This is a genomic window from Kineosporia mesophila (assembly GCF_021129235.1).
Classification (GTDB): Bacteria; Actinomycetota; Actinomycetes; order Actinomycetales; family Kineosporiaceae; genus Kineosporia; species Kineosporia mesophila.
The window spans coordinates 189669-215697 of the sequence record NZ_JAJOMA010000010.1; the positions used below are offsets into that span (position 1 = coordinate 189669).

18 protein-coding genes and 2 pseudogenes are annotated in these 26029 nt (G+C 71.0%); 10 read left to right on the forward strand and 10 right to left on the reverse strand.

Annotated elements, in window-relative coordinates; all coding sequences use genetic code 11:
* Positions 1–31: 31 nt before the first annotated feature.
* On the reverse strand, positions 32–1306 hold the full coding sequence (locus tag LR393_RS16250) for a LysM peptidoglycan-binding domain-containing protein (protein ID WP_231484766.1): 1275 nt from the start codon (positions 1304–1306) through the stop codon (positions 32–34).
* A gap of 433 nt (positions 1307–1739) precedes the next feature.
* Here LR393_RS16250 and LR393_RS36470 point away from each other — a divergent pair, with 433 nt between their 5' ends.
* Positions 1740–2126: an Rv2175c family DNA-binding protein gene (locus LR393_RS36470; RefSeq protein ID WP_231484767.1), complete on the forward strand. Its 387-nt coding sequence runs from the start codon at positions 1740–1742 to the stop codon at positions 2124–2126.
* Here LR393_RS36470 and LR393_RS16260 read toward each other — a convergent pair whose 3' ends face one another.
* The 5 genes from LR393_RS16260 to LR393_RS16280 all read right to left on the reverse strand — a co-directional run bounded on the left by LR393_RS16260 (position 2127) and on the right by LR393_RS16280 (position 9215).
* The gene (locus tag LR393_RS16260; RefSeq protein WP_231484768.1) at positions 2127–3110 is read right to left on the reverse strand and encodes a phytoene/squalene synthase family protein; all 984 of its coding nucleotides are present in this window, start codon (positions 3108–3110) and stop codon (positions 2127–2129) included.
* Between the two features lie 101 nt (positions 3111–3211).
* Entirely contained in the window at positions 3212–4849 is a 1638-nt protein-coding gene (locus LR393_RS16265) for a polysaccharide pyruvyl transferase family protein (RefSeq protein ID WP_231484769.1), read from the reverse strand.
* Positions 4846–6348, reverse strand: coding sequence for a glycosyltransferase family 29 protein (locus LR393_RS16270; RefSeq protein WP_231484770.1), 1503 nt, complete (start codon positions 6346–6348; stop codon positions 4846–4848). Before LR393_RS16270 ends, LR393_RS16265 begins: the two co-directional genes overlap by 4 nt.
* Before the next feature lie 188 nt (positions 6349–6536).
* Positions 6537–8093: a phytoene desaturase family protein gene (crtI, locus tag LR393_RS16275; RefSeq protein ID WP_345718802.1), complete on the reverse strand. Its 1557-nt coding sequence runs from the start codon at positions 8091–8093 to the stop codon at positions 6537–6539.
* Between the two features lie 18 nt (positions 8094–8111).
* On the reverse strand, positions 8112–9215 hold the full coding sequence (locus LR393_RS16280; protein WP_231484772.1) for a polyprenyl synthetase family protein: 1104 nt from the start codon (positions 9213–9215) through the stop codon (positions 8112–8114).
* A gap of 286 nt (positions 9216–9501) precedes the next feature.
* Here LR393_RS16280 and metF point away from each other — a divergent pair, with 286 nt between their 5' ends.
* From metF to LR393_RS16295, 3 genes and pseudogenes are all read left to right on the forward strand, one after another.
* On the forward strand, positions 9502–10407 hold the full coding sequence (gene metF / locus LR393_RS16285) for a methylenetetrahydrofolate reductase [NAD(P)H] (protein ID WP_231484773.1): 906 nt from the start codon (positions 9502–9504) through the stop codon (positions 10405–10407).
* Positions 10408–10597: 190 nt separating this feature from the next.
* A complete protein-coding gene (locus LR393_RS16290) occupies positions 10598–11284 on the forward strand; it encodes a CDP-alcohol phosphatidyltransferase family protein (protein WP_231484774.1) in 687 nt (228 codons plus the stop codon).
* A gap of 295 nt (positions 11285–11579) precedes the next feature.
* A pseudogene (locus LR393_RS16295) lies at positions 11580–12132 on the forward strand (Uma2 family endonuclease).
* Positions 12133–12148: 16 nt separating this feature from the next.
* On the opposite strand, the gene LR393_RS16300 reads toward LR393_RS16295, so the two are convergent.
* From LR393_RS16300 to LR393_RS16315, 4 genes are all read right to left on the reverse strand, one after another.
* Positions 12149–13648: a phytoene desaturase family protein gene (locus tag LR393_RS16300; RefSeq protein WP_231484776.1), complete on the reverse strand. Its 1500-nt coding sequence runs from the start codon at positions 13646–13648 to the stop codon at positions 12149–12151.
* A gap of 2 nt (positions 13649–13650) precedes the next feature.
* Positions 13651–15018, reverse strand: a complete 1368-nt coding sequence (locus LR393_RS16305; protein WP_231484777.1) for a glycosyltransferase — start codon at positions 15016–15018, stop codon at positions 13651–13653.
* 62 nt (positions 15019–15080) lie between these two features.
* On the reverse strand, positions 15081–16301 hold the full coding sequence (locus LR393_RS16310; RefSeq protein WP_231484778.1) for a carotenoid biosynthesis protein: 1221 nt from the start codon (positions 16299–16301) through the stop codon (positions 15081–15083).
* The gene (locus LR393_RS16315) at positions 16298–17032 is read right to left on the reverse strand and encodes a monooxygenase (RefSeq protein ID WP_231484779.1); all 735 of its coding nucleotides are present in this window, start codon (positions 17030–17032) and stop codon (positions 16298–16300) included. The genes LR393_RS16310 and LR393_RS16315 overlap by 4 nt, the downstream gene beginning before the upstream one ends.
* A gap of 109 nt (positions 17033–17141) precedes the next feature.
* Between LR393_RS16315 and LR393_RS16320 the strand changes: the two genes are divergently transcribed.
* From LR393_RS16320 to dinB, 6 genes and pseudogenes are all read left to right on the forward strand, one after another.
* Positions 17142–18155 carry an o-succinylbenzoate synthase gene (locus LR393_RS16320; RefSeq protein ID WP_231484780.1) on the forward strand — a complete coding sequence of 338 codons (1014 nt, stop codon included), beginning with the start codon at positions 17142–17144 and terminating at the stop codon, positions 18153–18155.
* 428 nt (positions 18156–18583) lie between these two features.
* Positions 18584–18736: pseudogene (locus LR393_RS37075) on the forward strand (DUF6504 family protein); the annotation flags it as partial.
* Positions 18737–19000: 264 nt separating this feature from the next.
* The gene (locus LR393_RS36475) at positions 19001–19210 is read left to right on the forward strand and encodes a hypothetical protein (protein ID WP_331282952.1); all 210 of its coding nucleotides are present in this window, start codon (positions 19001–19003) and stop codon (positions 19208–19210) included.
* A gap of 288 nt (positions 19211–19498) precedes the next feature.
* Positions 19499–19933 (forward strand): SAV_6107 family HEPN domain-containing protein, encoded by a 435-nt coding sequence (locus tag LR393_RS16330; protein WP_231484782.1) that lies wholly within the window; start codon positions 19499–19501, stop codon positions 19931–19933.
* Positions 19934–19940: 7 nt separating this feature from the next.
* Positions 19941–24674, forward strand: coding sequence for a DNA polymerase III subunit alpha (gene dnaE / locus LR393_RS16335; protein WP_231484783.1), 4734 nt, complete (start codon positions 19941–19943; stop codon positions 24672–24674).
* Positions 24671–25984, forward strand: coding sequence for a DNA polymerase IV (dinB, locus tag LR393_RS16340; RefSeq protein WP_231484784.1), 1314 nt, complete (start codon positions 24671–24673; stop codon positions 25982–25984). Before dnaE ends, dinB begins: the two co-directional genes overlap by 4 nt.
* The last annotated feature ends 45 nt before the right edge of the window (positions 25985–26029 follow it).

Below are 26029 nucleotides of genomic sequence, written 5' to 3' on the forward strand. Positions count from 1 at the left end.
TACCTGTGAGCACGGCGTTCATCGGCCGCGATCAGCGAAAACGCAGCTTGAGAGTGCGCACGGTGGCCACGTACCGGCGGGTGTCAGGAAAAGTGCCGTGGCGCCGCACCGAGGCCAGGCCCTGGTAGTAACCGGCCAGCGCGGTCTGCTCGTCCGCGTGTCGTCCCAGGGCCAGCAGCAGCACCATCCCGGCGGTGATGTTGTCCTTGGTGTCGAGCAGGTCCAGTGGACGTCCCAGCAGCTCACCGGCCCAGGCGCCGACCGACGGCAGCAGTTGCATGGCCCCGATCGCATTGGCGGGGGAGACCAGCCGCTGGTCGAATCCCGACTCCATCGAGGCCACCGCCAGGGCCAGGGCGGGGTCGACCCCGAAGTGCACGGCCGTGGCCCGCACCAGGCCCTTCACCGTGGCCCGGTCGGGCACGTCCGCCTGTTTCAGCACCTCGCGGTTGGTCGAGGCCGCCGTCGTCACAGCCGCCGGATAGGAACGGTGGGGAAGATCACCTGCCGGGATCACCTCACCGCGCCGGGTGCGGCGCCGCCGGGCGGCCATCTGCCGGGTCGTGTCGGCGGACGGCCGTCTTCGCTGCGGCCCGGTACCGACCGGGATCTCCTGCGTCCCCGGCCCGGACGCCAGGGCCGGGAGCCGGATCAGCTGGCCGGTCTTCAGCACCGCGCCGGGCCGCATGTCGTTGGCCGCGAGTACCGCCCGGCCCGAGCACCCCGCCACCCGCGCCACGCTCTCCAGATCGTCCCCGGGCTTGACCCGGTAGGCCAGGGTCGGCGAGCCCGAGGCGTCCGCCGGGGGCTGACCGGCCGCGGTCGCCCGGCGCCGGGCCAGGGCGGCGTCATCGGGATCGGCGCTCACCAGGGCGTCGAACAGGATGCGCAGGCCCACGGTGCGCAGCGTGGCCGCCGGGTGCGGCGGTGCGTCGATGGTGGACGTCGTCGCCAGGCGCGGGATCGAGTCGGGTGTGGTGCCGGGCCGGCTGAGCAGGACCAGCGGCGCCGGGGGAGGAGGAACCGTGGTGGCGGGCGGTGCCAGACCGACGAGCACCGTGAGCCGGGTGCGCCGCAGCAGCATCTGCACGCCCGGGCCGGGCCGGTGCACGCGGTGCCGGGACGAGGGTGCCGAGGGCGCCGGTGGTGGCGGGACCTGGATGTGTGCCGCCGCGACGACCACCCCGGGGGTCTCGGGCTCCGCAAAGGTGTCGGGCACGGTGTCGGACAGGGGTTTCGGGCCGGCCCCACGCCGTCGGCGCGGTGCGGCGGGATCCCCGAGAAGAGCTGCGGTCGGGTCGCTCATGGGCCTGGGCATCCTCTCGGTCTCGTGCGTGTCCCTCGGTCAGTACGGTCACTCCAAGGTCATTGTGCAACAGACGGTAGTGGAATAGCGACGACCGGTGACATGGGCATGTCTTGTGCCGTGGTCCGGGCCGATCCGTGCGCAGCCGGGCACGACTATGGCCCGGTGGCGCAGATCTTCCGAGTTACTTTACAGAACAACGGCTTTGGTCTTCTCTTTCGCTGCCGGTGGGACGAACCACGCGTACTCGCCACTCCGGGCGGGTGCTGGCGTCACGTGTACGTGCCCGGAAGAACCGGTGGACGCGGGGCCCTCGCCGGCCTTGCCCGCCACCGAGTCGGCCTCTCAGCTGCGGATGTTCTGCCGACGGCCGTCACCACCGGCGGCCGGGTGGTTTCTGGTTTTGCCGGTGGGACGTGGCACCCTAAGTCGCGTGTCAGACACACCCCACGAAAACGAAGACGTCCTCAGCCAGGGCCCCGACGGCGAGCGGGTCTGGCTCAACCTGCCCGACGTGGCCGAGCTGATCGGTACCGATGTCGGCAAGGTCCGCCGCATGTTGCAGGAGCGCGTGCTCATCGGCCTGCGCCGCGGCGAGCGCAAGATCATGAGCGTGCCGGCGGAGCTGCTGAACGACGGGGCACCGCTACCCGATCTCCAGGGCACTCTGGTCGTGCTCTTCGACTCGGGTTTCTCCGACGAAGAGGCCCTGCGCTGGTTGTTCACCGAGGACGGCTACCCCGGCACGCCGGTCGACGCCCTGCGCACCGGCCACCGCAAGACCGAGGTGCGGCGCCGGGCGCAGGCCCTCGCGTTCTGATCAGCGGGAAGCTCCCGCCGGGTCCTCCTCCTTGGAGCCTTTCGAGGAGGGGGACGACGGCAGCACGATCTGCCGGTTCGCCTTCCGGGCCCGGGATGCCCGGCGGGCCGCCGGCAGGGCCACGGAAAGCCGGCGCGTCAGCGGTACCGAGGCCCTCCGGCTGAGCACCTGGTAGTCGATCTTCTCCACGGCGTCGAGGATCTCGCCGTACAGGACGAACGCGGTTCGCACGCAGTCCTGCGAGGTCGGGTGCAGCATCTCGATGCCCGGCTCGGCGAACGCGTACAACCGGCGGGTGCGCTCGATCTCGAACTTCAGCAGCTCGCGGATCATCGGGGTGACCTCGCCGGCCTGCAGGGCCTCGCGGGTCACGCCGAAGCTGTCGAGGTCTTCCTGCGGCAGGTACACGCGACCGCGCTGCAGGTCTTCGCCGACGTCGCGGATGAAGTTCGACATCTGGAAGGCCTCGCCCAGGGCCCGGGCCCGGGCCGAGGCCTCCGGGGTCTGCGGCTCGAGGATCGGTAGCATCTGCAGGCCGATCACCGCCGCCGACCCGTACATGTACTGCTCCAGGTCGGCATACGTCTGGTAGCCGGTGATCGTGGCGTCCATCTGCATGGATTCCAGGAACGCCTCGATGTGCACCCGGGGCACCTGCCAGCGCCGCACCGTGTGCAGCATGGCCACGGTCGCCGGGTCTTCCGGCACCACACCACCCGACAGCGCCTCGAGGAACTCGTTGCCCCACGTCTCCAGGGCGGCCGGGTTCGGCGCGACCAGCGAGTCGACGAACTCGTCGGCGGACCGGGCGAACGCGTACTGCGCCCAGACGTACGGGCGCTTCTCCGGCGGCAGCAGCATCGTCGCCAGGTAGTACGTCTTGCCGTGCTCGGCGTTGACCCGGCGGCAGTGCTCATAAGCGGCACGCAGCTTCAGATCGCCGATCCGGGCCGCGTCCAGGGCCTTGTCACTCACCCGCGGCATGTCGCCTCCTGCCTCACAAAAAGCTCCCCGTCGTCACTCCTGATACAAGCCCTTTCGGGAGACTAACCTTGAACGCCCTGGTCAGCCACCGTCGGTGGTGATCAACGGGTGGGTATGACCCGTAACGGCTCGGGCACGGTGGCCAGGTTCTCCAGCGTGACCTCGAACAACCGCTGTTGCAGCTGCCCGATGTCGTCCACCACGCTCGCCCGGTGGTCGAGCAGATGATCGGTGAGTTCCTCGAGCCGCCGCCCCAGACCGGGCTCGTTCACCGGCACGCCCCACTCCTCGCGGCCGATGTCGGCCAGGAAATAAGTCAGCTTGGGGTGCGAGATCAGGCTGATGATCGGGGTGCCGCAGCCGAACGGCACCATCCCGGCGTGCCCGCGCATCCCCGCCACCAGCGCGGCGCGCCGGTAGGTGGTGTGGATCTCCTCGACGGACATGTCGTACATCGGGATCACCGGCAGCGTCAGACCGTGCTCGCGGCGCAGGTCGTTGACGAAGATCTCGTCGTCCACGCAGTGCGCCGCATACCGCACCTCGGCGCGGTGCCGGATGCTCAGGATCCAGTCGCGCATCCCGGCCAAGAACTCTCCGTACCCGTCGCCGAAGCGCCGGTTCGACCGGTCGTAGGCACAGTTCAGCAGCACCGGCCCGGTCTCGCCGCGGTCGTGCGGCTCCGCCTCCCAGGCCGGTCCGCCGAGCTTCGAGATGACCGTGGTCGGGCAGGGCTGCCAGCGCACCTTCTCGGCCAGCGCGTCCGGCAGCAGAGCCCGCACCCGCTCCACCGACCCGGCGTTACGCAGACCGACGAACCCGGCCCTCTCCACCAGCGTGCGCAGCGAGGTGCCGAACCGGCCGCCGTCGAACTCCTGACCCTCGAACGTGTTGTAACCGACGGCCCAGACCACCAGCGGCACCGTGATCCGGCGCAGCATCTCGTCGGTGATGTTCCACTGCCAGCCGGAGTTACCGTTCGGCGCGGTGTCGGGCAGGAACAGCCCACCACCTCCGAGCACGAGCCCGTCACCGGCGTTCACCTGGGCCAGGCGCTGCTCGTCGAACAGCTGGTGCACGTGCACGTCCCACCAGCGCGGGAACGAGACCGGCTTCTTCAGAGCGCTCTTCGCGAGCCCCTTGCGGGGTTTCGGTTCGTACTCCAGGTCGAAACCGCGCCGCACCGAGTCGACCAGGGCCAGGTCGCCCGCGTTGCCGTGCGGGTCGGCGTGGAAGGCGGCGTGCGCGACCATGCCGGTGGTGTCGCCCAGCGCGTTCGCCGTCGCTTCGGAGTTCTCGTTGCGCCGCAACTGAATCCGGCAGCCTCGCCGGCCCGGGTCGAGTTCCAGGCCCTCCAGGGCGAACTCCCGCCCACGAACGTGGTCGTGGCGCACCCAGGCGATCTCGGCCAGCTTGGCCAGGGCATCCGGAGCTCGACGCGGGTCCAGGCTCGCCAGGAGAAGATGGGCGTTCGCCGCGTCGTAGTCCGAGACCGCGGCCAGGCTCCGGCCGGCCTCGAGATGATCTGCCGCCGAAGGTTTCTCCGGCAGTTCTTCACGGGCCAGCCGGGCGGCTTCCTGGAAGCTGCCCTCCTTGCGCAGCTCGGCCGGACGGGCACCCCAGCGGGGTATGCCGGTGGGCACCGGTGAGGTCGGGTCGTCCGGCGACACGGTCAGGTCGAGGTCTTTCTGCACCGAGATCGTGTCGTCCTTCGTGACGTCGCCGGGCCGGGCGGTCATCGCACTCCGATCGCGTGGTCGTCGAGCTGTTCCAGCCGGGGCCTGAGCCAGGCCATCTCGGCATGGGTGAAGTCGTGCTCCGGGTGGAAACCGACCAGGTCGACCACCTCGCACACGGCCAGCAGGTCGAGCAGCCGGAGCACCTGGTAGGCATCGGTCTGCAGAGGCTGTTCCGCCGTGCCGGCCACCGGTTCCGTGTCGTCCCGCACCGGGTTGCGCAGTGGCCTGCGCAGGGCCTTCTCGACGATCGCCGGCTGGCGGCCAGGGACGAGCTGCGAGCGCACAGCAGCCAGCCAGTCGCCGGGGCTCCCGGCCTCGTCCAGGTCGTCGGCGTCGTCCGGATCGTCGGAGAGGATCAGCCGCAACCGGGTCTGGGTGTTCCAGCCCATTTTCGCGTCGTGCCGGATCACCTGGACATCGGTGCGCGTGCCGCCGTCCGCCGGGCTGTTGCGCGTGGGTCCGAAGCGCACCACCACGTCGTAGTCGTCCACCCGGGCACCCTGGCCGGATCCTTTCAACCGCTGGGCGTCGTCCGTCACCAGGCACACCCGATTCCCGGCCAGCCGCTGACGCAGGTCGTTGAGTCGCAGCACGCGCAGGTTGCGGGCAACGTTCTCGGCCAGCGGGGCCGGGTCCAGGGTGGCGTAGCGCTGCCAGCGGCTCAGGTGGTGCAACACGTCTTGCTCGGTGGGCCGGGCCAGCTCGGCGAGGGGGAGGGCCAGCACCTGGTCCAGCAGGACGGCCACGGCCGCGTCCAGTTCCTTGCGGGGTGTGGGACGGTTCAGCAGCCCGAGCACCAGCTGCATCGGTTCCCGCAGACCCGTGCCCGCCCTGAGTGCGGCGTCCAGCACGGTCACCAGGCGCAGGCGCCGGTCGTCGCGTTCTTCCAGAGCCCTCAGCTTGTTCTTCACACCCAGACGGTCGCCGGAGGTGAGATTCAGGTACGCCTGATGGGCGTGCATGGCCGTCGGCAGATCACCGGCGTGCTCACCGGCGAGTGCCCGTTGCCGCCACGACGCCCGTGACGCGGGCCGGGCGGCCAGCAGTACTTCAGTGATCTCCAGACTGAGGTGCGGGTCTTTGCCCCGGGCCGTTTCGGCAACCTCCAGCAGCTTCTCCACCAGGGACGGAAGAGCCTCGACCCAACTGCGTTCACCGGAGATGATCGCGACCGAATCGTTCCCCTGGCGTAGGGCCTGTGCGGCCCGGGTGATCTCGGTCAGCGGACCGCGTACGGACTTTGGCCGTGCCGCCAGGGATTCCGGTTCTGCCCATCGGACAGTGGCTTGGAGGAACGGCCGGTTCACCGTCTCGGCGACCTCGACCTGGTGGGCCAGCCGAGTGGCTTCCTCATGGGCAGCCTCGGCGGCCGCGGCCTGAGCGGCCCGGCGCTCGGCCTGCGCCTCCAACCGGGCCTCGGCGATCGCCCGGGGCGTGAGTTTCCGGATCTCCGCGATCGCTCGCGGCGTCAGTTGATCGAGCTTGTCGATGATGCTCATCGGCGTGCTCCCGTGAGGGGGTGAAGACTGACAGGCTGGCGCACGCCGGAGAGACTACCGGGGTGGTCGGACAGAAACAGAGAGTAGTCAGAACGGGGGAGGCCCGACCTCCATACCCAGGGCCGACGCAACCGCCGCACACCCACCATCGGTGGGCATGCGCGTCCTCAATTCCCTCCGAAAGCCCCTCAGCGCCACGCCCGCGACGCGTACACCGGATCGGGCCCGGTGATCCGCTCCGCCGCCAGGCGCCCCGACACCAGCACCATCGGCACCCCGACCCCCGGCTGGGTGCCCGAGCCGGTGAACACCACGTTCTCGCCCCACAGGTTTCCCGGGCGGAACGGGCCGGTCTGGAAGAACGAGTGCGCCGCCGCGAACGGGGCGCCCCGCTCCATGCCGCGCTCGGCCCACTCCAGCGGGGTGGTGACGTCTTCCACCTCGATCGAGTCGCCGAAACCCTCGTACCCGTGCGACTCCAGCTGTGCGAGCACATGATCGCGGTACACCGGCTTGAGGCGCTTCCAGTCGATCGGCGAGTCCAGGTTCGGCGTCGGGAACAGCACGTAGTAGATCTCCCGGTTCGCCGGGGAGAGCCGCGCGTCCGAGGCCGTCGGGTTCGTCACCAGGAACGACGGGTCGCTCATCAGGCGGCCCGACGTCAGCTCCTCGAACGTGCCCTTCCACGGCCCACCGAAGTGGATGTTGTGGTGGGCCGCACTCGGCCAGCTCTGCCGGGTACCGGCGAGCATCAGGTAGCAGGACGGCGAGTACTTCAGCCGCTTCACCCGGAACGGCGTCTTGCCCAGCAGATCCCGGTAGGCGACGGGAAGATCGGGGTTGAGTACCACCACGTCGGCGGGAATGCGCTCGCCGTCCGCGGTGATCACGGCCGTGGCCCGGCCGCCGGAGTGCTCGACCTTCGTCACCTCGGTGCCGTACCGGAACTCCACGCCGTGCTTCTTCGCCGCGGCGGCCATCGCCGCCGGCACCGCCGCCATGCCCCCGGCCGGGAAGTACACGCCCGCCACCGAGTCCATGTAGGCGATCACCGCGTAGAGGGCCATCGCGTCGTAGGGTGACAGGCCCGCGTACAGCGCCTGGAACGAGTAGATACGCTGCGTGCGGTCGTCTTTCAGGAACTGGCCGACCTTCGGCGCCATCCGCCGGAAGCCACCGATCGCTGCCAGCTTGGCCAGGTTCACGGTGAGCAGGTCGAGCGGGGAGTCGATGTTGCGGTCGATGAAGTCCCGCATCTCGTACTTGTACAGCCGCGACACGAACCTCACGTAGCGCCGGAAGCCGGCCGCCTCGTCCGGCCCGATCACGCGCTCGATCTCGTCGGCCATCCGGTCCACGTCGGAGTGCACGTCGATCGAGGAACCGTCGGCGAACGTGGTGCGGTACAGCGGCTCGACCGGCTTCAGGTTCAGCCAGTCGGACATGTCCTCGCCGAGCGAGTCGAAACAGTCGGCGATCAGGTCGGGCATGGTCAGCACGGTCGGGCCCGGGTCGAACCGGTACTCGCCATTGCCGTTCGGGGCGCTGATCGTGCGCACCGCGGCCCGTCCACCGGGCACCAGATCGCGCTCCAGCACGATGATCTGGCGGCCGGTGCGGGCCAGGCGCATGGCGGCCGAGAGTCCGGCCAGACCGGCCCCGACGATCACCACGGTGTCGGTGGGGCCGGTGACGGTACGGGGACCCTTGCGCAGGGGGGTGGCGTCGAAGCGGTTACGGCTCATGGAGGGGAGGGGCATCAGTCACTGCTTCCTTGCTGTGGCCGCGACGACCAGGCCGGCCAGCACGTCGCGGGCCGGTCCCTCAGCGAGATCGGCCCCCGCGAGTGCGGATTCGGCCCGGGTCGTGGACGAGGCGATCATCTGCTCGATCTGCGTCACCGCGCCGGTCTCGACGATGATCTGACGCAGTGTCTCCACACCGGCCGCGTCCAGGGCCGGGTCGCCCAGCAGCCGGTGCACGGTCGCGGCCTGGGTCGGAGTGCTGTTCTGCAGGGTGCGGGCGACGAGCACGGTGCGCTTGCCCTCCCGCAGGTCGTCACCGGCGGGTTTGCCGGTGGTGGCGGGGTCGCCGAACACGCCGAGCACGTCGTCGCGCAGCTGGAACGCCTCGCCCAGCGCCAGGCCGAACTCGGAGTAGACGGCCAGCAGCTTGTCGTCCGCCCCGGCCGCGCTGGCGCCGATGAGCAGGGGGTGCTCCACCGAGTACTTGGCGCTCTTGAACCGGATCACTCTCAGGGCACGCTCTGCCATCACGGCCGGGTCTTTCTCCGGCAGCACCTGGCTGAGCACGTCGAGGTACTGCCCGCCCAGCAGTTCGGTGCGCATCGTGTCGAACATCGGCCGGGCCCGGAGCAGCTGCTCCGCCGACAGGCCGCTCGCCGAGAACAGCTCCTCGGTCCAGACCAGGCACAGGTCGCCGGCCAGCACCGCGCCGGCCAGGCCGAACGCCTCGGAGGCGCCGTTCCAGCCCTGTTCGCGGTGCCGGCCCTCGAACCGCTTGTGCACCGCGGGCATCCCGCGTCGCAGGTCGGAGGCGTCGATCAGGTCGTCGTGGATGAGAGCGGCCGCCTGGAAGAGCTCCAGTGCCGCGGCCGCCTTCACCGCAGCCTCGCAGTTCTCACCGCCCGCGCCCCGCCAGCCCCAGTAGAGGAACGCCGGGCGCAGGCGCTTGCCCGCGCTGGTCATCACCGAGACGGTGTCGGTGATCTCGACGCACTCCGGGGAGACCTCGGCGAGCTCGAGCGAACGGCGGGCCAGGAAGTCCTGCAGCGCCGTGTCCACCCGCTCCCGCAGATGCTCCGCCTGCAGGGGATGGCTGCCGGCCGAGGGTGCGAGCGACGTCATGCTGGCGGGACCTTCTTCCGTGCTGCTCCTGCACCCGCGTGGTGGGGGACGCGCGGGGCCCGGCGTGTGGGCGGCCGGGGTCCCACCCTCTCAGGTCCGCCCGCCCGCTGCGCGTCGGTAGGGTCTTGCGACCCTGGTGAGAACGACGTTTTCCGCCGGTTCATCCGCGATCCACCCCGAACGTGACCACCCGCTGACCGGTTCGTGATCAACTCCCGGCCTCCGGCTCGTGATCGGGCACGCCGCGACCGGGGTGACGAACCCCTGGACGCGTAAACTCCCGGACATGCCCCAGGACCGACCCGCCCTGCACGAGCAGCTGCACGAACTCATCGCGGCAGAGCGCCCCTCGATCTCGTTCGAGTTCTTCCCGCCGAAGACCGACGAGGCGGAGGCGACGCTCTGGCAGTCGATCCGTCGGCTCGAGCCGCTCAACCCGACTTTCGTGTCGGTGACCTACGGGGCCGGTGGGTCGAGCCGGGATCGCACCACGCGCGTCACCCAGCGCATCGCGCAAGACACCACGCTGACGCCCATGGCCCACCTGACCTGCGTCGGTGCCAGCCTCGCGGAGCTGCGCGGCGTGGTCGCCGACTACGCCGCGGCGGGTGTGAAGAACGTTCTCGTGGTGCGGGGCGACCCGGCCGGTGGCCCGCGGGCCGAATGGGTGCAGCACCCGGGGGGTCCGCGGTACGCCGTCGAGCTGGTCTCGCTGGTGCGGGAACTGGGCAACTTCAGTGTGGGCGTCGCGGCCTTCCCCGACATCCACCCCGCCAGCGCCGATCTGGACGCCGACGCCCGCGTCCTGGCGATGAAGGCCGAGGCCGGTGCGCAGTTCGCGATCACCCAGATGTTCTTCACGCCGTCGACCTACTTCGAGCTGGTCGACCGCGCTGCGTCCCTGGGCTGCACCATCCCGATCATTCCGGGGATCATGCCCGTCACCAACGTGAAGCAGGTCACGCGCATCGCCGAGCTCACCGGCGTCGCCATTCCCGATCCCGTCGTCGAGCGGCTGCACGCCGTCGCCGACGAGCCCGCGGCCGTGCGGCAGGTGGGTGTCGAGATCGCCACCGAGCTCTCCCGTGAGCTGCTCGACGGAGGTGCGCCCGGGTTGCACTTCATCACCATGAACCGGTCCACGGCGACGCTCGAGGTCGCCGAGGCGCTGGGGCTCACCGCCCGCGTCTAGGGGTTTTGGTGCTTGTGGACGTCCACCAGCCCGCGTCTCCCAGGTCACCTGGGGGAGCGGGCCGGTCGGGGAGGGGTTTGCCGGGCTGCCCGGGCATCTCCTCGCTGCGGCCGCTACTTTCACAACGCGCCCTGGAGACCCCACATCGTCCTCTGCTCCAAGGGGCATTCTTGTTCCAAGGTGCACTCTGATGTCGGAGCAGTCCGGCCCGGGGCGGTCCGGCCCGGAACAGCCCAGCCGGGTGCCCGGATTCGCGGAATGGTCGGCCCTGCACGGGAACGCGGCGCCCACCGGTCTGGTCGGCGGCTGGCTGCGCTTTGTCTATCTGACGGCGAAACCACTGGTGCTGCTGCGGATATCGCCGCACGTGGTGACGTTCTTCGGTCTGCTCGTGGGGGTGTGCGCCCTGGTGCCCGCGGCGGGGGGATCGCGCTGGCCTCTGCTCGCCGCGGCGCTGATCGGCCTGTCCGCGCTGCTCGACGGGCTGGACGGGGCCGTGGCCGTGCTCAGTTCCCGGGTCTCGTCCTTCGGGGCGCGGCTGGACCGGGTCTGTGACCGGTGTTCGGACGTCTGCTTCGCGGCCTGTCTCGGACTCGCGGGCGGGTTCTGGGTCTGGTGGGTGGCCGGCGCCTGTTGCGGGCTGCTGCACGAGTTCACGCGCTCGTGGGCCCGTCATCGGGGGATGACGTCGATCGGTGTCGTCACGGTGTCCGAGCGACCGACGCGGGTGCTGGTGGCGGCCATGTTCGTGCTGGCGGCGGGGGTTTACCCGGCGTCGGCCGGAACCTGGTCCACCGCCGGGGGAATCGTCATGGCGGGGGCAGGGGCCCTTGGGTTGTTGCAGTTGGTTGTGGCCGTGCGGCGGGGGCTTTCGTGACCTCAAGGGTTTCTTGATCGTCGGCGTGCATTCCCCGGCGTAGACGATGTCCGGGATATTCCCAGGTCTCTCTCCTGTCGGGTGAAGTGGCTTCTGCGGTTGGCAATCTCGTTGACATGGCGAAAGACCCGAAGCGGCCTGGGCCGATCTACGACAGGTGATGCGACGCCTGGCGGAGCCGAACGGGCGAGGCGAGGACCGTCGCGTTGTGGATGTGCGGATCGCTGCGCCCGATACCGGGGGAGTTACGTGCGGAGCCTTGAGCTCGGTCGTCCGGCCGCCCCCAGAGATACGGATGACTGTCGAGATGATGGCGCCGGCCGGGATGCATGATCAGGTGACGGCCGAGCAGTACGCGGCGTGGAGCAGTGCGCCGGCCTCGCGACAGGATGGTTCTCGTGCGCCCGAGTGGGTCCAAGCGCCATCACCGCCTGGCCCGTGTGCCGGCGAATGCCGTGGACGTGTCGGCGGGGGCGTCGTGGAACGCGGACACCGACTTCGATGCCCGGCTCCAGGATGCTCCGCTGAACAACCGCCGGCCAGAGGTGACGGTCTGTCGCGCCGACACGATCGACGTCAGCCCGACCCGGCCCGAGCATGTTCTGCTCGTCATCGAGGTCGTTTCTCCTGGTTCGGAGACCACCGACCGGACCGTGAAGGCGGAGCAGGACGCCCGGGCGGGAATTCAGTTCTCCTGGCCGATCGAGCAGGCCGCTACCGGTGTTTCTCTGGCGTACATTCACGTTCTTGATCCGGCTACGGGGCGGTACCGCGATGGTGAGTTCGTCGCCGGTGTTCTGAAGGTGGCAGCTCCCTTTCCGGTGGAGATGGACCTCAGCCTGATCTGACGGGCGGTACCGGTGGTCAGGCCGGGCCGATGAGGTCGGCCACGATGGCGGCGGAGAGCCCGACCAGGGGGAGGCCGCCGCCGGGGTGGGACGAGCCGCCGACCAGGAACAGGCCGGGTACCGGGCTGCGGTTGGCCGGGCGCAGGAACGCCGAGCGCGCGCCGTTGCTGCTCGAGCCGTAGATCGCGCCGCCGGTCGAGCGGGTGTTGCGTTCCAGGTCGGCCGGGGTGCGGATCTCGTTCCAGAGCAGGCGGTCGCGCACGTCCAGGCCGCGCTCTGCCATCCGCCCCAGGATCTTGTGGGCGTACGACTCGGCGAGACCGGGCGCGTCCCAGTCCATTCCGGCGTCGGGTGCGTGGCGGGGGGCGTTGACGAGCACGAACCAGGCCTCGTGGTCGTCGTCCGGGCGGAGCGCCGGGTCGTCCGGGGCACTGATGTACACCGTGGGATCAGGCACCGGTGAGGGTTTCCCGGCCTGTTTCCCGGTGCCGAACACGTGGTCGAACTCGGCGTCGTAGTCGGTGGGGAACAGCACGGTGTGGTGCCGCAGGCCGGGCGTGCGGCCCCGCAGGGCCAGGAGCATGACGAAACCCGAGAGCGAGGGTGAGGCCTTCGCGAGCGCGCGCCGCCCGCCCTTGCCCTCGGCGCCGGGCAGCAGGTCGCGGTACAGATGAGCTGCCTCGACCCCCGACACCACCACGTCGGCCGGCAACGTCTCGCCGCTCTCCAGCCGCACCCCCTCGACCTGGGGGGAGGCGATCACCTGCTCGACCGGCGACGAGGTGAGGATCTTGACGCCGTGCGACGTCGCCCGGTCGGCCACGGCCGCGCCGAGCTGCCACAGCCCGCCCGGGACGTACCAGGAGCCGAAGGCATGCTCCACGAACGGCACCGTGGCCAGGGCCGCCGGGGCCCGGCGCGGGTCGGAGCCGGTGTAGGTGGCGTAGCGGTCGAGGAACATGCGCTGCTCGGGCGCCTGGAGGTACTGACGGCCGAGCCCGCGCAAGCTGAGCCAGGGCGCGACCGTGCGGATGTCGGCCGGGTTGCGGGCCAGCCCGAGCAGCGTGCGCATACCGTCGAGGGGCGACTCCAGGAACGGGTCGCGGGTCAGGTCCCAGATGCCGGCCGCGCGCCGGTGGAAGGCCGCCCAGTCCTGCCCGGCCCTCGGCCCGAGAGCCTCGGCCCAGGCCCGGGAGACCCCGGCCGGCCCGCTGCCCGGCATGTCCCATTCGAGTCCACCGGGAAAGCGGTAGTGGCACGCCGGATCGAGGGGCACGAGCGCGAGTACGTCTTCCAGCGGCTGACCGGTCTTCAGGAACAGGTCTCGATAGACCGCCGGCAGCGTGAGCAGGCTGGGCCCGGTGTCGAAGCCGAACCCCTCACGGCGCAGCAGCCCGAGCTTTCCGCCGATCTGTTCGGCCTGCTCCAGCACGGTCACCTGGTGGCCCAGCGCCCCCAGACGGGCCGCGGCGGACAGCCCACCGAGCCCGGCACCGACCACGATCACCCTGGCCATGCTCAGCGGCCCTTGGGAGAGTCGGCGGGCTGGTCGGGTTGGGTGTGCGGGCCCGGGGCAGCAGGCTGGCCAGGCCCGGCGTATGGGCCCGGGGCAGCAGGCTGGCCAGGCCCGGCGTATGGGCCCGGTGTACTGGGCTGGCTGGGTTCGGGGTGTGGGCTAGGCACGGCGGACGGGTCCGGTTCGGTGCGCAGGCTCGGTACGGCGGGCTGCTCGGGTTCGGTGTGCAGGCCTGGAGAGACCTGGTTGGTCGTGGTGCTGGGTTCTGTCCCCGGCACGAAGGCCGGCTGCCGGGCGGAACCACGGCCGACGGGCCGCCCGCGCCACGACAGCTCACCGCGACCGCTGGCCCGCAGCGAACGCCCGACCAGCCAGCCGAACACCCCGATCGACGCCGGGTGTGCGAAGGCATCAGGCAGCGAGCGGCCGTCGGTGCGTTCCGCCACCAGGTAACGGCCGACCACTCCGGCCAGGTATCCGCTGAAGCCGGTCAACGAGCCGGTCAGCGCGGCGATGGGCGGCACCAGGTAGACCACGCCCAGCCCGGCGACGACCGCTCCGGCGCCGGCCCGGCCGCCGAAGGCCGACCAGAGGGACTTGGTGTAGCCGTCACGCAGTTCCGCCCAGTCGCCGTACATCCGGCAGACCGCGAGGTGGGTGCCGTCGACGACCCCGCCCCGCCCCCCGGCCGCCTTCACGGACCGCAGCAGGGCGATGTCGTCCAGCACCGCGCCCCGCACCGTGGGCGCCGCGTGCCCGCCGCTGTCGCGGTAGATCTCGGTGTCGACCACCAGGAACTGGCCGTTGGCCGCGGAAAGGCTCGCCCGTGGTGAGTTCTCGGCCTTGTTCAGAGGCAGGGTGGTGAGCCAGGACCACTGCAGCAGCGGCTGCACGAGACGCTCACCCGCGGTACCGGCCAGCTGCCGCGGGTACGGCGAGACCAGTTGCAGATCAGACTTTCTCAGCAGGTTCACGGCAGCGGCCAGGGCATGCGGCGCGAACAGCACGTCGGCGTCCACGAACACCAGCACCGAGCCCGACGCCAGCCGGGCCCCGGCGTGGCACGCGTTCGGCTTGCCCAGCCAGCCCTCGGGCGGGTCCCCGGCACTGATCACCCGCACCCGCGGGTCCCCGGCCGCTGTGGCCCGTACCACCTCGGCCGTGCCGTCGGTAGAGCCGTCGTCGATCACGAGGATCTCCAGGTAGGGCACCCGGATCTGGTCGAGCAACGACGCCAGGCAGGGCGCCACCCGCCCGGCCTCGTTACGCACCGGCAGCAGGACGGTGACGCGCTCGCCGACCTCGTCGGGGTCGTTCTCCGGCTGCCGTAACGCCCGCAGATTGAACGCCGTGTGCACGGTGAGCCCCACCGCGGTCAGGCTTCCTACCCGAACCAGTCCGCGCCAGACAGCGCGTGCCGTACTCCGTCTCGTCAACGTTCCCCGATCCGTGCGGTCGTGTCCCTGGAGTCGTCGTCCTGGTCCGGCCTACCACCGGAGCCGGCCCGATTGCCGGGGTCAGGTCTGCTGCCCGAGCCAGCTCGATGGCCGGAGCCGGGCCTGTCGCTCGAGCCCGGCCTACCGGCTGAACTCGGCCTGGTGCCCGGTCCGGTGCTGCCAGATCCTGCTTCTTGCCCGGTCCTCGCTCGCTGGCCCGGTCTGCCGGCCGGCACCGGGATCTGCTCGCGGGTGCGAGTCTGGTCACGGTGGGTCACCCGGTCAGGGCGTTGCTCCTGATCTGGCTCATGGTCCGGCCGGTTACCCAGGGACTGGCCCAGTCCCTGGCCCAGTCCCGCCTCCGGTTGCCCGCCACGTCCGGCGTCCGACCCGGATCCTGGTTCGCCGTCGGGCTCGGCCCCGGCGACCGCGATCAGGCGGTGTAGGTAGGGCAGGACGGTCAGGCCCATCACCAGCCCTCCGTAGACCCCCACCCAGGGCCGGCCGAAGAAGAACAGGTTGGCCACGGCCGACCCGAGCCAGGTCCAGGCCAGCACGGAGGCAGCGGGCCATTCCCAGCCTCGTCGGCGGTCCGGACGGTCGGGCAGCACCCGGTCGAGCGCGGCGACGATGATCAGCGCCACCAGCAGCCAGCCCGCGTAGTTGGTCAGCGGGATGCCGGGCACACCGGGCAGCGCCGGATGCGGGTCGGCGAAACGCCAGGCGTCCTGCGCGGTCATCTGTGGGTCGAGGTAGAGGTCCCAGGCAGCGAGAGCGAACCCGCCGAGCAGAGCCGTACGCGCCCGGCTCCTGGTGCCGCCGATGCCGGTGGCCAGGCGACGGCCCAGCAACAGGGCCGGGTAGGCGATCATCGTCCAGGCGATCGGGACCAGCACCGGCACCCCGGCGACCTTCAGGCCCAGCCGGCCGGTGTAGACGTACTCGCCGAACGGATATCCCGTGTGCACGCCGATCGTCTCGGCCGCCAGCCCGATGCCGCCCGCGACCGCGAACAGGACCGCGGCGTGCCGGGGGCTCCAGCGCAGGGCGGCGTGCAGCACCCCGGCCGAGGTCAGCAGCAGCACGCTGAGCACGGTGACCACGCGCAGGGGGGCGCCGGACAGCAGCGGGTAGCTGATCTGGGCCAGGACGCCGGCGATCAGCAGGCCGATCACGATGTGACCGGGAACGTCCGGTGCCGTCGGCGGCCTGGTCATTCGTCCCCCCGCCGGCTGGGCTCCGGCGCGGGTGCCGGTGTGGTGGCCCGGAAGGGGCCGAGGGTCCCGGTGACCGAGTGCACCTCGAAGCGGGCGAAAAGCTCTTCCGCGTACCAGCGCTCGGGCCCGGTGCGGCGGACCACGTCGACGTGGCCGGCCCGATGGTAGGCGAAGTCGTTCAGCGCGGACGACGATTCCCACAGGGAGAACGTGCCCTGCAGGCCGATCGGTGCCTCCCCGACACCGAGCGCCAGGCGCAGGCCGGCGACGGTGGACAGCTCGGCCGAGACCGGAGGGACAGCACGCCAGAAGGACATCGCCCGACTCGGCCGCAGGCGGGCCCGGGTGATCGAGGCGACCTGGGCGTCGTCTGCAATTCTGCGTGGTGCCGGTGTCCCGAACGGCTCGGTGCGGGCCCACTCACCCCGGCTGGTCAGGGGGCTCATCGTGATCTCGAGGCGCTCGGAGGCGATGGCGTTCCAGCGGCGGTGGACCCCGCCCTCCGCGAACGCGGTGGCGTGCTCCGGGCTCTCCCAGACGGTCAGCAGCCCCCAGTGCCGGGGATCGGCGTCGCGCAGGGTGAACGTGCGCCCGTCACCGGTGCCGAGAAGTTTGGCGAAGCGCAGCCCGGGGACGGACCGCAGCGCCAGGCGCTCGGTACCCATCCGGAGCAGCGCCAGGGGCAGGCGGGAGATCGGCACACCCCAGACCGTGAGCACCACGTAGGTCATGGGTACCTCACCGCCCGTCTCGCCGGAGTCGTCATCCTGCTCTCCCCACCAACGGCCGCAACCTTACGCGGGCCCACCGACAGTCTGGGGGCGGGCGTAACCTGCCCAGGTGACGGCCCAGGCAGACTTCCCGGTGGTGCCCTACGCGATCGGGTTGACCGACCGGTTCCGGGGGATCACCGTGCGCGAGGGGGTCCTGCTGTCGGGCCCTCACGGATGGGGCGAGTTCTGCCCGTTCCCCGAGTACGACGACGCCGTCGCGTCCCGGTGGCTGGCGACTGCGGTGGAGGCCTGCACGGTCGGCTGGCCGGCACCGGTGCGCGACCTGATCCCGGTGAACTGCATCGTTCCGGCCGTCACGCCCGAACGCGCCGCCGAGCTGGTGATCGCCTCGGGCTGCGCCACCGCGAAGGTCAAGGTGGCGGACCGGCCCGGCTCGCTCGCCGACGACCTGGCCCGGGTCGAGGCGGTGCGCTCGGCGCTCGGCCCGCACGGGGCCGTCCGGGTGGACGCGAACATGCGCTGGGGCGTCGACGAGGCCGTCCACGCCCTGCGGGAGCTGACCCGGGTGGCGGGGGAGCTGGAGTACGCCGAGCAGCCCTGTCGCACCGTCGAGGAGCTCGCCGAGGTGCGCCGCCGGGTGGAGGTGCGGATCGCCGCCGACGAGTCCATCCGGCAGGCGGCCGACCCCACCCGGGTTCGGCTGCGCGAGGCGGCGGACGTCGCGGTGATCAAGTGCACGCCGCTCGGAGGCGTTCGCCGGGCGATGGAGGTGGCCGAGTCGACGGGGCTGCCCTGCGTGGTCTCCTCGGCGCTGGAGACCAGCGTGGGCCTGGCCGCCCAGGTGGCCCTGGCGGCCGCGCTCCCGGAGCTCCCGTTCGCCTGCGGCCTCGGCACGGTCTCCCTGTTCCGTGAGGATGTCGCCCGTCCGGGTGAATCTCTGCGACCGGACGGTGGTTTCATTCGGGTTCCGGCCGCTGCACCGGTTCCGGGCCAGGCCGCCCTCGCCGCGGCCGAGATGGTCGACCCGGCGCGTCGGGCCTGGTGGCTGGCGCGTCTGGGGCGGGCCGTCGACGGCCTGGCCGACCCCTCCGTGGCCCCGTCGGCGTGGCGCGCGGCCTGAGCCTGCTTCCGGCCCGGCCTCTCTACATCCGCACTCCCACCACTGGTCGCTCTTCGTCAACGGGCTGATACCCAGCGTCGTCCGAACGGGGGCGCATCTGTGGTTGACGGATTCCCGGGAGGTCGGTGTACATTCGAATCGTTCGAACATGTGTTCGAACGGGCTCGTCAAGGATCACAGCGCGCCGGCTGCCCTTGATGAGTTGGTCGGTGACGAGGCGAACTCGACCCCGCCTCGTCGCCGGCCGTCCCGGTGTCATGTCTCACCGGCCTGCGGAGAGGGGGACCGTGGGCCGGTGGCAGCCCGTCTTCCCCCGGGCCTGGTTGCTCCGTAAGAGTTTTCGTGCGGCATCCGGATCAGCGTCAGGTATCAGTCGGCACATCGATCCCAGTCGGCAGCGGTAGCGGGAAGCGTAGGTGTAGAACGAAATGGCTCGTCGGGTAAGTGAATTGGTTGATGTCCGGGTCGTCCAGGAAACGGGTGACGCGCCGATGGCCTTCCTCTGGCGAGGTCGTCTCTACGTTGTGCGTGAAGTTCTCGGGCACTGGCACGAGCGGCGCGACTGGTGGTCCACCGCCGCCGCGCGTGCCCTGCACGGCGAGGACTCGCACGGCCGGCGACCCTCGGCCACGGAAGAGCCGTCCTTCGCGGTCTGGTCCGGGCAGCCGTCCGGACCCTCCGGCGAACTGCCTGGCGGAGTGCCCGGCGGTATTCCCGGGCGGGCCCGCGAAGACCATCTTGAAGACGCTGTTGGCAGGTCCCACAAGCATTCTCACCATCGGTCACGGGGTGGGGCGGAGCGAGGTGCCGAACGGCCCGGCTCGGCTCGGCGCCACTCCGGGCCGGTGGGCGCACAGGCCGGATCGAGCGGGCCGGCCGGATCGGCCGGATCTGCGGAAAAACCCCACGAGTTCATGCTCGACAGCGAGTGTGAGGTCTGGAGGGTGGAGGCGAGCACCGGGCGGGCCTTCGGCAACGGGGTGTACGACCTCTCCCGCACACCGTCCACGGAGCAGTCGGCCGATTCCTGGCGCCTGCTCCAGGTCGCCGACTGAGCGCCCGCGAATTCCGGCCCGATCTTCATGACCGACTCCGGAACCACTTCTGGACCCAAGGATTCCGGCCCCGCGGAATCCGGTCCACCGGCGGGTTCCGTGCCGCCGTGTCAGAAAACCTCAGCCCCGGGAAACCCAGGCCCGTCAGGGCCCACGCCACGGACGGCACCACCTCAGCAGCTCCCACGAGTTCCATCGTCGTGGCGGCCCCTTCATCAGGGTCACAGCGGTGCCGTACCCGATCGTCCGTCCGAACGTCCTGAACGTCCCGACCCCGAGGAGGCCGACATGTCGGCAACCACTCTGGCCCGGCCGCCCGTCTCGACCGCGGCCCGGATGCTGCTCGACCGTTCCCGGGCCGGCCTGGCGCAGGCCTGTGCGTCGCGCACCGCGTCCGAGCGCTACGTCACCGCACACCTGGCGGCGCTGCGGGCCGCGGCCGCGGTGCTCGCCGTCCGCAGCCGTCCCGGGGGCCGGGGCGGGCCCCGCAGCGTCTGGGAGGTCCTGCCCCGGGTCGCTCCCGAACTGGGCGAGTGGTCCTCGTTCTTCGCCTCCACCGCCTCCCGCCGGGCCGCGATCGACGCCGGTCGCACCGGCGTCGTCAGTGCCCGCGAGGCCGACGATCTGCTCCGCGAGGCAGAGGCTTTCCACCATCTGGTCGAGTCCACGCTCGGCCTGCCCTACCAGCAGGTTCTCCCGTTGACCCTGCCGAGCTGCGAATGACCACGAGATGCCGCACCCCTTCACCCACCTGCACGTCGCCTCCGGGTACTCCCTCCGGTACGGCGCCTCCAGTCCGCGCCAGCTGGTCGAGCAGGCCGTCTCCGAGGGTCTGACCTCCCTGGCGCTGACCGACCGTGACGGCCTGTACGGCGCGGTCAAGTTCCTCAGCTCCTGCAAGGAGGCCGGGATCGAGCCGGCCCTCGGCGTGGATCTTGCCGTCGAGCCGGTACTTCCGGCCGGCAGGAGGCGGCCGGGGGTCGCCGGGCAAGGTCTTCCGGAGCCCGTCCGACGGGTCCCGGTGCGGGGCGGTGCCAGCGTGGACCCTCGTCTTCCCCGGGTCACCGTGCTGGCACTCGCCTCCGGCCCTGGCACCGGACTGCAGCCGGGCCAGGGTTGGGGTCGCCTGTGCCGGCTGGTCACCGCCACCCACCTGAGAGGTGAGCGGGGCCGGCCGGTCAGCACCGTCGAACTGATCACCGAACACGCCCAGCTCGACGGCGTCCCCGCGCTCGTCGTCCTGCTCGGGCCCGCCTCCGAGTACGGCCGGGCGGTGCTGGCCGGCCGGGCCGATCTGGCGCGGGCGGTGCTCGACCACTGGCGCGCCCTGCTGCCACCTGCCGGCCTGGCCGTGGAGATCGTGTATCACCTTGGTCCGCAAGGGGTTCCGGGCAGTCTCGGGCAGGCCGCGCGGATGCTCAACCTGGCCCGCCAGGCCGGGGTGCCGACCGTTCTCACCAATGCCGTACGGCACGCCGGCCGCGACGGTGCGGTCACGGTCGACGTGCTGGACGCGGCCCGCCGCCTGGTCGCCATCGACTCCCGGCACCTCGACCGCACCACCAGTGAGGGCTACCTCGTCGGTGCCGCTGAGATGACCCGCAGGGCGCACGACATCGCTGTCGCGGCCGGTGACCCGGCGGCGGCGGGGCAGATGCTGGCCCTGACCGAGTCGCTGGCCTCGCGCTGCCTGATGAACGCCGAGCTCGAACTGGGAGTGGGCCGGGCGCACCTTCCCGAGGACGAGGTACTCGGCCTGGCGGGCAAGGACGCCGGCGTCGAGCTGAAGCGGAGATGCCTCGACCGGATCAACACGTGTTACCCCCGGGCGAGCCGCCGCGATCTGGAGCGCATCACCAAGCGTCTGAAGCAGGAACTGCATCTCGTCGCGGCCATGGACATCCCGACGTACTTCCTCACCATCGCGAAGGCCTGCGACCTCATCCGGGAGATGGGGGTCCGGGTCGCGGCCCGGGGTTCCGGGGCGGGCAGCCTGATCAACCACCTGCTCGGCATCTCCGGGGTCGACCCGCTGCGGCACGACCTGCTGATGGAGCGCTTCGCCACCCGGCACCGCGCCCAGTTGCCCGACATCGACCTGGACGTCGAGTCCGACCGGCGCACCGACGTGTACGAGAGGCTGCTCGAGGTCTTCGGCGGTGACCGGGTCAGCTGCGTCTCGATGATGGACACCTACCGGGCCCGGCACGCCATCCGCGACGTCGGCAACGTGCTCGGCATGCCGCCCGGCGAGGTCGACACCATCGCCAAGTCGTTCCCGCACATCCGGGCCCGGGACGTCCGTTCCGCCATCGCCGAACTGCCCGAACTACGCGCCTCCGGGCTCGCCCACCCCCGCCTGGGATTGCTGTTCGACCTGGTCGAACGCCTCGACGGGCTGCCCCGGCACGTCGCGCTGCACCCCTGCGGCGTGCTGATCTCGGACAACCGGCTGCTCGATCGCACACCGGTCGAGGCCAGCTGGATGGGTTTCCCGATGAGCCAGTTCGACAAGGACGACGTCGAGTCGCTCGGGCTGCTCAAGCTCGACATCCTCGGTATCCGCATGCAGTCCGCGATGTCCTACGCGATCCAGGAGATCGCCCGGGTGGACGGTCCGGACACCGTCGCGGCGGGGAAGCACGACGAGACGTCCGACTTCATCGATCAGGCCGGCCTGATCGACCTCGACGCGGTGCCGCACGACGACCCGGTCACGTTCTCCCTGATCCAGAGCACCCGCACGCTCGGCTGTTTCCAGATCGAGTCACCCGGTCAGCGGGAGCTCGTGGGCAAGTTCGCTCCCGAGACCTTCCACGACCTGATCATCGACATCTCGCTGTTCCGTCCCGGCCCGGTGAAGTCCGACATGATCACGCCCTTCCTGCGGGCCCGGCAGCGCTGGGACGAACCGGAGTACCTGCACCCGGCCCTCAAGTCGGTCCTCGAAGACACCTGCGGGGTGGTCGTCTTCCACGAACAGGTGCTGCAGATCGTCAGTATCGCCACCGGCTGCGGTCTGGACGACGCGGACGAGTTCCGGCGGGTGATGGGTGTGACGGCCAAGCTCGAGACGAACGAGGCGTGGTTCCGGCACCACACCGCCCGGCGGCACACCCCCGACGGTGCTCGGGTGTTCGACGACGATGACATTGACCGGATCTGGGCCGTGCTGAAGGCTTTTGCCTCGTTCGGTTTCTGTAAGGCCCATGCCGCGGCGTTCGCGTTGCCCACCTACCAGTCGGCCTGGCTGAAGGCCCACCACCCGGCGGCGTTCCTGGCCGGGGTGCTCACCCACGACCCGGGCATGTACCCCAAGCGCCTGATCCTCGACGACGCCCGCAATTTCGGCATCACCGTGCTCCCTCTCGACGTGAACCACTCCGACGGTTCCTACCGGGTGGAACGGCTCGATGAGCGGGACCCGGGCTCGCTCCGCACCACACATTCCGAACCCCGCGCCTCGCCTTCCGGCTCCACCCCGTCCGCCGTCGTCGGTGACCCCGTGGACCCGACAGCATCCGGCGTCCTCACCGCATCGATCGTTCCTGCCGTGCCCGGACAGGCGGTCCGGCCGGCCGAAGAGCCCAGACAGAACATCCGCCCCGGTTCCCGCACTCCGGAGGGCTTCTCCAGCGACCCCGAAGAGGCCTCGAATCAGGCTGATCCACTGAACACCGGACCACAGCACCCGATCTTCTCGCCGGACTCGATCGACCGGCTTGGTGCACCCACCTCGTCCTCTGGCATCCCGGCAAACCCGACCACCCTGCCCGCTCCGACAGACCCGCTGGCCGTGGCCGACGTCCCCACTCCGTCTTCCCCGACCCCGACGTCCCAGAACGGTGCCCTGGTCCTGCCCGACGGCAGCCCGTACGGGATCCGCCTGTCCCTGGCGGAGGTGAAGGGCATCAGCGAGGCCGAGGTGGAACGGGTGGTGGCGAACCGTCCGTACCCGTCGCTGGCCGACTTCTGGCAGCGGGCCAGGATTTCCCGGCCGATCGTGGAGAGGCTGATCATCACCGGGGCCTTCGACTCCCTCTACGGCCTGACCGATGCCCTGCCGGTGCCGGCTCGCGGGCGGACGACCCGTCGTGACCTGTTGCTGCAGCTCGCCGACCTGGAGCGGTGGAGCCGTTCCCTGGAGAACGGGAGGGCCGGAAGCCGGAAGAGAAGAGGTCCGGGCCGGCCGGCCGGAGGGTCCGGGGCGCCACGGCCATCGGAATCGGGCGCCGGGAGCTGGAACGGCATCAGGGACGAGGGCCGGAACCGGAGCGGAGTCAGGGACGGCCTGCGGAGCGGGAGTGATGGAGGAGGTAGGGACGGGGACAGCAGCGGCGTCCGCCGGGCCGCCGGGTTGCAGTCGCAGTCGGCGTTACCTGTGGTCGCGGCCCCGGACCAGTCCGTGCAGCTCGCGCTCGACCTGGGCGATGCCCCGGACCGGATCGTCCCGAGCGGCCTGCCCGAGATGACCAACGCCGAGCGCACCCGCGCCGAGCTGGAGGTGCTGGGGCTGGATGCGAGCCGTCACGTCCTGGAGTTCTACGAGCCGATGCTGAAGGCGCTCACGATCACCCGGGCCCGCGATGTGCGCGGGCAGCGCAGCCGGGCGGAGATCCTCGTCGCCGGGGTGAAGGTGGCCACCCAGACCCCACCGGTCCGGACGGGCCGGCGCGTCGTGTTCCTCACCCTGGACGACTCGACCGGCCCGGTCGACGCGACCTTCTTCGAAGACGTGCAGGGTCCGTACGCGGGCACGGTGTTCCACTCCTGGCTGCTGGTGGTGAGAGGGGTGCTCCGCAAGACCGGGCGGCGCGGGGTCTCGCTGCGCGCGACCGGGGCCTGGGAACTGCCGGTGCTGTGGGAGGCCTGGGTGGAGTCCGGACTGGCGGGGGTGCTGGAAATTCTCCAGGCCGACGAACCGACGGAGCGGAGGTCCCGGCGCCCTCTGCCGGCCGGACTGCCGGCGACGGCCTTCCACGCGGGGATCGTCCCGGCCCAGGTGGGGGAGGCGACCCCCGGCCGGGTGCTCGGCATCAGCCGCGACGACGGTGCGCTGCCCGGCGCCGGGCCCACCGACTGGGAGGCACCCACCGGTCTGCCCAGCGGAGACCGGAACAGCTACGGCTCGGCGAAGAGAACCGGTAAAGAGGGGGAGCAGTCCCCGCGTCGCGTGATCGTGCACCCCAGTGGCTACCGGCAGTCGCCCTACGCGGACCTGAGACCAGCGGGCACCGACACCCGGGAGACCCGCCGGATGCAGGCCACCGAGCGGGAGGCCGCGCAGGGCGAACGCCGGCGCCGGGAGGAGGAACGTCGCTATCGGACCCGGACGGAGGAGGCTCCGGACATGACCGCGGAGCCGGAGGAACAGGAGAACCTCCGCCGTCAGGAGGAGTCCCGCCGCCGGCGTGAGCCTTCCCGCAAGCTCTGGCACTCCAGCCCCGGAAGTTCCGGCCGGTGAGCCGCCGCAGCTACCGCCGGACCGGCGCGGGTCTGTCGCAGGACGACAGCGGATGCCTGATCCTGCACGCGGACATGGACGCCTTCTACGCCTCGGTCGAGCTGATCGACCGCCCGCATCTGCGGGGGCAGCCGGTGATCGTCGGCGGGGGAGGCCGGTCGGTGGTGCTCTCGGCCACCTACGAGGCCCGGCGCAGCGGTGTGCACGCGGCCATGCCGATGGGCCGGGCCCGGCGGCTCTGCCCGGAGGCTGTGGTGATCGAGCCCGACCACGACCGGTACGCCGAGGTCTCGCGCGGGGTGATGGAGGTCTTCCGCTCGGTGACGCCGCTGGTCGAGCCTCTCAGCCTGGACGAGGCGTTCATCGATGTCTCCGGCGCGGTGCGGGGATCGGGTACGCCGTCGCAGATTGCCGCGGTGATCCGCGACCGGATCGCGGACGAGCAGCGCATCGCCTGCTCGGTCGGGATCGCGGCCACCAAGTTCGTGGCCAAGCTGGCCTCGGCCCAGGCCAAACCGGACGGTGTGCTGGTGGTGCCCCGCGACGAGACGGTGACGTTCCTGCACGGGCTGCCGGCCGGTGCGCTGTGGGGAGTGGGGGAGAAGACGGAGGAGGCGCTGCGGCGACTGGGACTGGTGACGGTCGCCGACATCGCCCACACCCCGAAGGCGACCCTCCGCCGGGCGCTGGGCGACGCCTCGGGCGCCCATCTGCACGACCTCGCCTGGGGCCTCGACCCCCGTCCGGTGATACCCGAAACGGTCGAGAAGAGCATCGGCGGCGAAGAGACTTTCAGCACAGACATCGATGACCCCGACGTGATATCCCGCGAACTGCTAAGGCTCAGCGAGCGGGTGGCGGCGCGGACCCGGGCGGCCGGGCTGGTCGGGCGCACCGTGGTGATCAAGATCCGGTTCGCCGATTTCAGCACGATCACCCGATCCCGCACGCTGCCGGAGCACACCGATCTTGCGCGCGTCCTGCACGCCACCGCGCTCGCCCTGTATGCCCGGCTGGGCCTCGACCGGGCACGGTTGAGGCTGGTGGGAGTGCGTTTGGAAGGGCTCCGGGAGGCGTCGGAGGGGCACCACCAGATGACGCTGGACGAACGCCCCCTGGGCTGGCGGGAGGCAGAGAGGGCGGTGGACCGGGCCAGTGCCCGGTTCGGTGCGGGGGCGGTGCGTCCGGCCAGCTTGGTGGCACAACCTGCCGCGACGGAGGAGACTGCCCGGCACCGCCGGGCCCCCCGTTCCGGCGACGGTCATGGCCCCCTCCGGTATCAAGCCAGACATCCGTATGGCCGAGAATGAGGAGACCGTCCGGGTGGGATGGCCGATCGGCTTTCGCGGTAGGCG